Source organism: Bacillus sp. MN7755 (assembly GCF_054771475.1).
In genome coordinates, this window is record NZ_BTRL01000013.1 from 303,329 (window position 1) to 311,668 (window position 8,340).

Genomic DNA, 8,340 nt, shown 5'->3' on the forward strand with positions numbered 1-8,340 from the left:
TTTACCTTTCTTTTTTGTAAAAAATGAGTGTAGTTTTATCATTTAATTTCTTTATTACTTCTGTTCTTTTATACCCCATTTTTTCGTATATAAAACAATTTCTTTCTTCTTCTAAAATCGTAGCAAGTTCAAAACTACGTGCTTCTGGAAACATCTCTTCAATTAAAATAAGTACCTTCTGAGCAATTCCTTTTCCTTGATAGATTGGATGAATAAACATTGGACTGATCCAAAATTTATAAGGTAGTTCTTTTTGGGATATACATATCGCTCCAATAAGTTTCGAACCTATTATCATCTTAAAAAAATTACTGTTGGGATTATTTATTCTAAAAATAGTTTTTTCAATAGATTCATTTGCTGGGTTTGTTTCATAGTCTTTATATTTATTTAATAGAGGGCTAAATGAGTCTATTTGCATTTGAAATAAAACTGTTGCATCACTTTCTGTCGCCTTCTCTAATGTAATCTCCATATTACCAATTTAGTCGCTTTCTTAATGAAGTTATATGAGCTGTATGATGACGTCCGTGCCATGCGTATAGTCCTATTGTAGCAGCAAGTTTTGTTTCACCAGTCTCTGGATGGTTAAATGTCTTTTCCAGATCTTCAAGTTCTAAAGAATATAAAAGGTTAACCCATCTTTTATGTAATGAATCTAACATTACTAGTGAAACATCTACTGGTAATTTAGAATCAGGTAATTCCGCCCACTTCTCTTCTTTATATGGTTTAATCGTTGGATTCTTTTCTGTTAGTGCTAATTTAAAGCGTATGTAACTATTCATGTGGCTATCAACAACGTGATGGACTACTTGACGAACTGTCCATCCACCAACGCGGTACGGTGTGTCTAACTGTTTCTGATCTAAATCTTTGATTGCCTTCGTTAGTTCATTAGGTAAATCTTCAATTTCTTGAATCCATGTATCTATCATTTCTTCAGTTATAGGACGTTTGTATGTAAATTGCCCAATTGGATAACGTAAATCATTCATGAATAAGTCCCCCTTATTATAAGCGCGAAGTATTTCTCCAAATATAATGTACAAAATTCACATGTTCCCCATTTAATTGTACAGATGTTGTATCTGCTTCGTTTTGATAAGAAGAAAAACCGCTTTTTTCTAATACAATTTGTGATGCGAGATTATTAGTAGTTGTTTTAGCATGAACCTCATTAATTTTATTATTTTTCGCTACGTCTAAAATTAATTTTACAGCTGCTGTTGCAACTCCTTTTTTAGTAAACTTTTCTCCGACCCGATAACCTAACGAACTGATTCGAGTTTCTGAATCTACATCTACTAAATTTATTCGTCCTACAATTTCATTTTCTTCATTACGAATTATATAAAAATAAGAATCTCCATTCGCTTGTTCTATTAACAAATCATCTAGTAGTTTTTGGAAATATTCAAAATCAAAATATTGCGAGCCACGATTTGGTACCATTGTTTCAAAAAAAGACTTATTCGTAAGTTCAAACGTAAATAAATCCTTAGCATCGTGTTTCTTTAATTGTTCTATGTATATTTTCATCTCGCTTACCCCTTCTATATCTACTAACTGTTATATATTCTTTTTAAATCTGTTAATTTCCTGCTATTTCTTTCGTTTCAGTAACACAACAAGTAGTACTTTTGGATGAAATAGGTGAAATGGACTACGAATTAAATTCATCACTCTTACTAATCGAATATAAACGTCAGAATCCGTTGCAGATAGTTGATATATTTGTTTCGTATACCATAGCTGAAATTTTTGCTTTATCGTTAATTCTCTTTTTAGCTGTGGATGACGTGATATTTCCGTTGTTGTCATTTCCCAAGGAGTTTGTATGATATGAGCGGTCTCATTATAAAACTGCTGTGTAAATGCATTATCGAGCTTTTGTCTTCTTTGTAAAAGTAACTGCAATTGGTGAGCTTCCATAGCAGCAACTGAAACACCTTGCCCGAAAACAGGATCAAAACGACAATGAGCATCTCCAACTACTAACAACCCATCTGGTAAATTATTCACTAAATCAAATCGCCGACGTACTTGGTAAGGAATTTTATACGTTTTGATATCTGAAATTGCCTCAGCTTTATTTAGAAAATCTGTCACATTAGAAATTGATAGGTTTTCAGCAAAATCATAAAATTCCTCATCTGTTTGTGGTGCTTTCTCATTTGCATATCCACTAAAAGTAACAAAATAACGATTATCCTCAATCGTTTGAATAAGAACACCATACGGATTGTTAGGGAAACTTGGAGACATTAGCATATTACAGCAGTCTAATGTCTCATTTTCTTTAAGTTTGAACATTCTAGTTGCGTAAAATAAATCAATACGCACTTTCTCTTCTTGCACTTCAATTTCGTATTCTCGTAACCACGCTATGCTTTTTGAACTAAATCCACTTGCATCAATAACAATATCTGCTTGAATTTCTTCTTGCGTGCCTGTCTCTAAACATTTAGCTTTTACTCCACGTACTTTGTTAACCTTTCCATCTACTAATAACCCTTCAACCAGTGTTCCAAATTTACTGGTGATATTTGAAATCTGATGTATTCGTTTTTGGATATGCCATTCAAGCAAAAACCTACTTTGTTGAATCATATGTACTTCTCCTATGAATGGTTGTTTCCATAAACCAAATTGATGCCATTTTAAATCGCGGGTAAAGTTATTTACGATACTACCTGCTTCAATTAGTTCATTAGTGATATTAGGAAACAATTCCTCAATGGCTTTTTCTCCACCTTTTAACAACACATGAGGGTGATTACTTTGTGGAACTCTTTTTCTCGAAGCTTTTCCATCCCATCTTTCACCGGCTTCTATAATGATTACTTCTTTAAAAGTAGTTGATAATGCTTTTGCTGCGAGTTTTCCTGCTATACTTCCACCAATAACAATAGCTTTATTAAACATATTTTCCCCCTTAATGAAAAAAGACCCTGCCTTGTATGAATGAAACAGGATCTAAACGATTAGTTACTACATTAAAACACATGAGTAAATTGCAACGTTAAAATTAAAATACCTAATCCCCATACATAATACGCGAATACTTTTAAGGAATGATTTTTTAAATATTGTATCATCCATGAAACGGCTATGTAACCAAAGAACGCTGCTGATAACGTTCCGACAATTAAAGATGTACTTGAAATAGATTCTGCTTTCCCTTGAAAAACATCTGCAAATTGCAAAATGATAGCTCCGACAATGGCTGGAGTTGATAATAAAAAAGAAAAGTAAGCAGCAGTTTCACGGTCTAACTTTCTCCATAATGCAGCGACGATCGTCATACCAGAACGAGAAATTGCTGGGAAAATAGCAGCCGCTTGAAATGAACCTATAATTAATGCGTCTTTATATGTTATATCATCCATTTTTTTACGACCATTCTTTTGTTTATCTGCCATGTAGAGAAAGAATCCGGTCACTAAAAACTCCCAACCAATCGTGATTCCTGTTTTTGAAATATCTTCAAAGAAGTCTTTAAACAATAAACCAATTATAACTGCGGGTATTGTACCAACGATAAGTAATAACATGAGCTTTGAAAATGGGTTTTTAATTAAATATATAAATTCTTTTTTGTAATAAATAAACACCGCAAGTAAAGTCCCAATATGCAGCATTGTATCTAAAAATAAGCCTGCTTCATCTAATTGAAACAAATGCCTTCCTAAATAAAGATGACCTGTACTACTTATCGGTAAAAACTCTGTTAAACCTTGTATGATTCCTAATATAAAAGCTTCTAACCAATTCATGATGGTCCCCTTTCTTGTTTGCTTGTACCAATATATGAAGGTTAAATTTTCGATATGAAAAAAACTATATTTCTCTATGAATTTACTTTTAATTCATGGATATATGTAAAAAAGAGGTGAGAAGGCTTACTATGTGGCAACATACGAAATTCGGTAATGTCTTACTGTGGCTAGGGCCTATACTTGTGTTTGTAGGGTTATGTATGACAAATGTTATTTCTGATATTCCTTTCTTTGAGGGGAAACATAAAACGATTGGAATTGTACTTATATGTATAGGTGTATGCTGTTTTATTGTTGTTAATCATTTAAAAAAGAGCAAAATATGAAGATTAAATCTAAATAAAAAAACAATCCCAGTATATGTACTAGGATTGTTTTTTTGTTACTTATTTATAGAATACTTTATCAACGTTATACTTTGCTTTATATTCATTAATGATATATGTTTCGTAGATTTCTCTTTCTGTTGGATCTTCTACGATACATGCATCGATGCGGTATACTTCATCACGGTGATTTTTAATTGGTGATACATTGTCTTCAAAATGCTTCTTAATACGTTGTCTAATTTTACGAGCTTTACCTACGAATAGAAGTTCGTCATTAATATTGTAAAACATAAAAATGCCGCCTTTATCTCTAGGGAACAAGTGGAAATCAATAAAACCATTAATTGGAGTAATGATTGGCTCGTCTCCTTTAATAACTTGTTTACGTTCAGTAATTGAAACATCAGCTTCAGGAATATTAATTTTAATCAAGTTCATTCACGTCCTCTTTTATTATAAAGATAAATAATAGCATACATATGTTAGAAAAGCTACGTTCAGAGCCATATTTCATTTTATAATTCAAATATTATAGGTGTATCATGTAAACTCTTCTTCCAAACCATATGATCACTTGATTCTCCCCAATAGGCCTTCAGTACATAACTAGGCTCTCCAAACTTCTTCATCCATATACTTTGCGCTTTTTTGTATCCACTATCTAAACAGTATTCAGTTATTCCTCTGCTAAGTAACGTAAGAAACATTGTATTTAGTAGTAAACTTCCTATACCCTTTCTTTGATACTCCGGAAGTATAAATACAGTTCCTATTTCATACAAATCCTTAAGTACACCGCCTGTACAACTATTAATCAATGTACTTGCTGGACCAACTTCAATTGTTCCAATGATTTTATCGTAATTTGTATCAATTGCTAATAAAAAGTAACGTTTTTCTCCATTACTATCAAAATCTGTTTTCAAATATTGCTTTTTCATGTTAATTTCATTTTCTATGTCATCCAATAGTTGTGATAATCCTTCGTCTTTATATGTATTCGTAATAACTATACGGAAAAACAAGTGAAGTTCCTCTAAATCATCCGAATTCGGTCTCCTAATTTCAACGTTATACATGATTTAAATCTCCATTCTACACAATTGTTAAAACCATACTTTATATACTCTATTCAACAATATTCTACAAAGCCCTGCATAGATCCAGCAGTATAGAAAGCTCAGTATAAATATTGATAAAATAATTTTTATATCCATAGTTGTATGAATAGTAGGACCAAGTATCGGAAAGCGGAAAATATCTAGAACAATCATAATTCCTATCAGTAAACAAATCGCAGAAAAGGAAACCACCCAAATTCTTCTCTTGAATTGTATAAAGGAAAGTCCTAAGGCTACACCTAATAAGCCTGTAGTAAAGGGAAATACAATTAGTTCACTTGGCTCAATAATAAATAATAGAAGAATAGTAAGGATATAAGAAAGTACTCCCTCGCGAATAGAGTAGCAAATAGCTAAAAAAATTGGTAATGTCGCAAATGGACTAATGAATAACCCTATACCAGGAATTAAGTTCCCCGCTGCTTGAAACATGGTGGTCAAAGCGCTCATTAAAGCTGTAATGACTACCTTATTTGCTAGGGACAATTTTCCTTTATGTACAAAGTTCCCATTATTCTCTATCATAAGTTGACACCAATAATGTACAAACCGATTCATCAAAATACCCCCTAAAGATATCTAATTCATCACTTTCTATATTATTCATACACTAGTTGTTTATGAGCTGCTTTCTACTTGTTATGAATTACTAGACAATAAAAGGCTTTTAGGGGGACAAATTTTGCGTTTTGAAATAAAATGAAATCCTTGTATTATTAAACTGCGAGTGTATATCGCATTAAGGAATAATTTCAAAAATGGTACCTTTGTTAAAATCAGTTACTTTCATAGAACCGTAAACTCCTAAATATAACCGAGTTTGATCCAAATTTGTTCCTAAACTCATATAATAAGCTGCTTGCGTACCGAAATCATAATTGGTCTCAATAACATGAAAGTCAGTATGTTTACCGTCTGTACCGGCTCTAGTATATGCTAAAACACCCTTTACTGGTGGCCGAGAATCTTCTTTCCTAGCAAGATCGGTAAACACAACGCTACCATTTAAATTCGGGATTGCAGTTCCCATATATGGCTGAACTCCTGTTAGTGAAGTTCCTCCAAACTTATCTGGTCTGGGGTCTTTATGAAAATAACTAATTAGTGGCTGAATACGCTTTGCGGATAATTCTATTGTTTCATTATAATAAGCCATTGTTCTCTCATCCAAAGCAGGATTATCAGAACAGTGCCTTATAAAAGAAGTAGGTAATTCCCCTTCCCATCCCCGCCAACCAAAATTAATAAAACCATCTTGTTTGGGAGTGAGTCTCATTACATGCATTTTAACAAGTTCGGTAACCAGTATCGCTTTATATTGAACAAATGAAAAAATAGACTCTACAATATCCTGTCCGACATTACCTGCACATTTAATATATTGATTATAAAACCTTTGGAATGAAATGCCGGTTATATTACGAACACCTTTCGCAATTACTGTAAGTGTTTCTTGTATAGATAGGGGAAGTTCATTAAAGCGTGTAACAACTGGAGGATTATTTATGAATGTATTTTTACTTACATCAATTTCAATTATTTTACCCGCTATTTCTAAATCATCTTGGCTTAAATTAAAAGGATCATAACCCGACCCACCATCTCCATTTGTAAAAACAAGTTTTCCTGTTTCAGGAGAAAAATTCAAAGTATTCACTCCATTATGATTAAAAAATGGGCGTTTTATATTAAGTAATGTCCTACGTTTTTGAGGTTGACCGTTTGATTGTAAATTCCATTCTTCAATTGTATCAATATGATCATATTGAGTATCTCTATTTAGCCACTTTAAGTTTAAAGTTTTCGGGTCACAAGGATTCGGTTTAAATTGTTCAGAAAGTGCACCGGCTCCTTGAGTTCCAGCTGCTGAATAATGAAGATAAAATAAGCCGTTATGATTAAATTGTGGATGAAACGCAAGTCCTAGCAATCCTCGTTCATCATAACCACTACTAGAAACACCTTCTTCAGATGTACCTAATGTAATAATCCGTTGACGAATATTTAAAAATGTTTTTATAGCTCCGTCTCCTATGTAGAAAATCTCCCCTAATTGTGTTGCGATAAATAGTCTTTCAGCCGACTCACCTGGAAGAATAGTTGTTTTTATTACAGTAGGTAAATTTATATTATGAACAATGGGTCGTAAATGAACTTTAACTTTTGTCAATTAACTTTACACCCCTTTTTATTCTTTTTAATAGAAGAGTATGATTAGAGTGATCTTATTAGTATCAAATAAGCCGCATTCCTTTTTATTACAATTTTGTATATAATATAATTATAAATAAACTAGGGGGTCTACTTATGACACTTTTACTACAAATCATCTTACCACTTATATTTGCAATATATTTATTTACCCTCTATCGTAATACAACTATTGGAAAAGCCGCTTTTCTTTTAGCAGTCATTATTGGGATTTTTGGTTTAGAGAACATTTTTCAACATGCTAATCTAACAGATCATGCTATTTATCCATATTGGGGCAGTTTGAAGGCTGTTGTTATCGTTTTATCAGTCGTATTTCTATTTAAAAAAGGTGGTTTAACAGGAGAATATTGATTTGTAATGCTGTACATATTTTCTTATTAGACTGCTATTATTTTATAAAAAAAAAGCAATGTTTATGTAAAAACACGAAGGGATGTGTTGCATATGTCTATAAATATTATTTCTATAGTTTCTATAATATTATGGATTGTGTTGATTACAGAACTTATAAAACCTTCAAAAGAACAGAATGGACGAAAAATAGTAATGTTATTAACTGCTGGTTCCGTATCAACACTTATTTTGATAGTTTCATTTATTCAAAATATCTCGTTTTGGAATTGATAGTGATATAACTAACAAAAATATGTATACATAAAAAAGATTAGTACCGTACATATTAGACATATCTAAAATGTACGGTACTTTTGTTTACTATTGGTTCACTTATCTAACTTAAAGATAAGTATGCGATCCTTTTACAATTTGAATTTCTTTTTAACTTTCTTATATTTTCTGTACGAACGTCTAACAATGTTTAACATAAAATACGGTATTTTAACAGGGAAAGGCAATTTATACATGAAAGGCAAATAAAATGTAAAATATGCCTTT

At 32.0% G+C, this 8,340-nt stretch carries 11 protein-coding genes and 2 pseudogenes; 3 read left to right on the forward strand and 10 right to left on the reverse strand.

Translation table 11 applies throughout. The annotated features are described in order from the left end of the window. Position 1: 1 nt before the first annotated feature. The 5 genes and pseudogenes from ACYVEC_RS16465 to ACYVEC_RS16485 all read right to left on the reverse strand — a co-directional run. Positions 2 to 475 (reverse strand): annotated as a pseudogene (locus ACYVEC_RS16465) (GNAT family N-acetyltransferase); the annotation flags it as partial. A 1-nt stretch (position 476) separates the two neighbouring features. Further along, positions 477 to 998: a YfiT family bacillithiol transferase gene (locus ACYVEC_RS16470; protein WP_063223459.1), complete on the reverse strand. Its 522-nt coding sequence runs from the start codon at positions 996 to 998 to the stop codon at positions 477 to 479. A 16-nt stretch (positions 999 to 1,014) separates the two neighbouring features. After that, a complete protein-coding gene (locus ACYVEC_RS16475) occupies positions 1,015 to 1,542 on the reverse strand; it encodes a GNAT family N-acetyltransferase (RefSeq protein WP_063223458.1) in 528 nt (175 codons plus the stop codon). A 63-nt stretch (positions 1,543 to 1,605) separates the two neighbouring features. After that, positions 1,606 to 2,928: an NAD(P)-binding protein gene (locus tag ACYVEC_RS16480; protein ID WP_063223457.1), complete on the reverse strand. Its 1,323-nt coding sequence runs from the start codon at positions 2,926 to 2,928 to the stop codon at positions 1,606 to 1,608. Between the two features lie 71 nt (positions 2,929 to 2,999). Further along, the gene (locus tag ACYVEC_RS16485; protein WP_063223456.1) at positions 3,000 to 3,779 is read right to left on the reverse strand and encodes an undecaprenyl-diphosphate phosphatase; all 780 of its coding nucleotides are present in this window, start codon (positions 3,777 to 3,779) and stop codon (positions 3,000 to 3,002) included. A gap of 131 nt (positions 3,780 to 3,910) precedes the next feature. Here ACYVEC_RS16485 and ACYVEC_RS16490 point away from each other — a divergent pair, with 131 nt between their 5' ends. Continuing rightward, complete coding sequence (locus ACYVEC_RS16490) at positions 3,911 to 4,108, forward strand: hypothetical protein (RefSeq protein ID WP_063223455.1); 198 nt, start codon at positions 3,911 to 3,913, stop codon at positions 4,106 to 4,108. Positions 4,109 to 4,168: 60 nt separating this feature from the next. Here ACYVEC_RS16490 and ACYVEC_RS16495 read toward each other — a convergent pair whose 3' ends face one another. The 4 genes from ACYVEC_RS16495 to ACYVEC_RS16510 all read right to left on the reverse strand — a co-directional run bounded on the left by ACYVEC_RS16495 (position 4,169) and on the right by ACYVEC_RS16510 (position 7,402). Further along, a complete protein-coding gene (locus ACYVEC_RS16495) occupies positions 4,169 to 4,549 on the reverse strand; it encodes a nucleotide excision repair endonuclease (RefSeq protein WP_001048941.1) in 381 nt (126 codons plus the stop codon). A 77-nt stretch (positions 4,550 to 4,626) separates the two neighbouring features. Then, entirely contained in the window at positions 4,627 to 5,190 is a 564-nt protein-coding gene (locus ACYVEC_RS16500; RefSeq protein WP_063223454.1) for a GNAT family N-acetyltransferase, read from the reverse strand. 27 nt (positions 5,191 to 5,217) lie between these two features. Next, positions 5,218 to 5,790 carry a YybS family protein gene (locus ACYVEC_RS16505; protein WP_275719291.1) on the reverse strand — a complete coding sequence of 191 codons (573 nt, stop codon included), beginning with the start codon at positions 5,788 to 5,790 and terminating at the stop codon, positions 5,218 to 5,220. A gap of 181 nt (positions 5,791 to 5,971) precedes the next feature. Further along, positions 5,972 to 7,402 carry a PQQ-dependent sugar dehydrogenase gene (locus ACYVEC_RS16510; RefSeq protein WP_460507322.1) on the reverse strand — a complete coding sequence of 477 codons (1,431 nt, stop codon included), beginning with the start codon at positions 7,400 to 7,402 and terminating at the stop codon, positions 5,972 to 5,974. A gap of 137 nt (positions 7,403 to 7,539) precedes the next feature. On the opposite strand from ACYVEC_RS16510, the gene ACYVEC_RS16515 reads away from it, so the two are divergent. Both ACYVEC_RS16515 and ACYVEC_RS16520 read left to right on the forward strand, forming a co-directional pair. After that, positions 7,540 to 7,797, forward strand: coding sequence for a hypothetical protein (locus ACYVEC_RS16515; protein ID WP_063223451.1), 258 nt, complete (start codon positions 7,540 to 7,542; stop codon positions 7,795 to 7,797). A gap of 93 nt (positions 7,798 to 7,890) precedes the next feature. Continuing rightward, positions 7,891 to 8,070, forward strand: a complete 180-nt coding sequence (locus tag ACYVEC_RS16520) for a hypothetical protein (RefSeq protein WP_460507325.1) — start codon at positions 7,891 to 7,893, stop codon at positions 8,068 to 8,070. Positions 8,071 to 8,204: 134 nt separating this feature from the next. Here the strand turns inward: ACYVEC_RS16520 and ACYVEC_RS16525 are convergent. Next, positions 8,205 to 8,340: pseudogene (locus ACYVEC_RS16525) on the reverse strand (serine/threonine protein kinase); the annotation flags it as partial.

Bases quoted from the DNA above. Each gene is read 5' to 3' on its own strand.
- ACYVEC_RS16470 (WP_063223459.1), bottom strand. From the start codon at position 998: ATGAATGATTTACGTTATCCAATTGGGCAATTTACATACAAACGTCCT.
- ACYVEC_RS16495 (WP_001048941.1), bottom strand. From the start codon at position 4,549: ATGAACTTGATTAAAATTAATATTCCTGAAGCTGATGTTTCAATTACT.
- ACYVEC_RS16505 (WP_275719291.1), bottom strand. From the start codon at position 5,790: ATGAATCGGTTTGTACATTATTGGTGTCAACTTATGATAGAGAATAAT.
- ACYVEC_RS16520 (WP_460507325.1), top strand. From the start codon at position 7,891: ATGTCTATAAATATTATTTCTATAGTTTCTATAATATTATGGATTGTG.
- ACYVEC_RS16480 (WP_063223457.1), bottom strand. From the start codon at position 2,928: ATGTTTAATAAAGCTATTGTTATTGGTGGAAGTATAGCAGGAAAACTC.
- ACYVEC_RS16500 (WP_063223454.1), bottom strand. From the start codon at position 5,190: ATGTATAACGTTGAAATTAGGAGACCGAATTCGGATGATTTAGAGGAA.
- ACYVEC_RS16490 (WP_063223455.1), top strand. From the start codon at position 3,911: ATGTGGCAACATACGAAATTCGGTAATGTCTTACTGTGGCTAGGGCCT.
- ACYVEC_RS16515 (WP_063223451.1), top strand. From the start codon at position 7,540: ATGACACTTTTACTACAAATCATCTTACCACTTATATTTGCAATATAT.
- ACYVEC_RS16475 (WP_063223458.1), bottom strand. From the start codon at position 1,542: ATGAAAATATACATAGAACAATTAAAGAAACACGATGCTAAGGATTTA.
- ACYVEC_RS16485 (WP_063223456.1), bottom strand. From the start codon at position 3,779: ATGAATTGGTTAGAAGCTTTTATATTAGGAATCATACAAGGTTTAACA.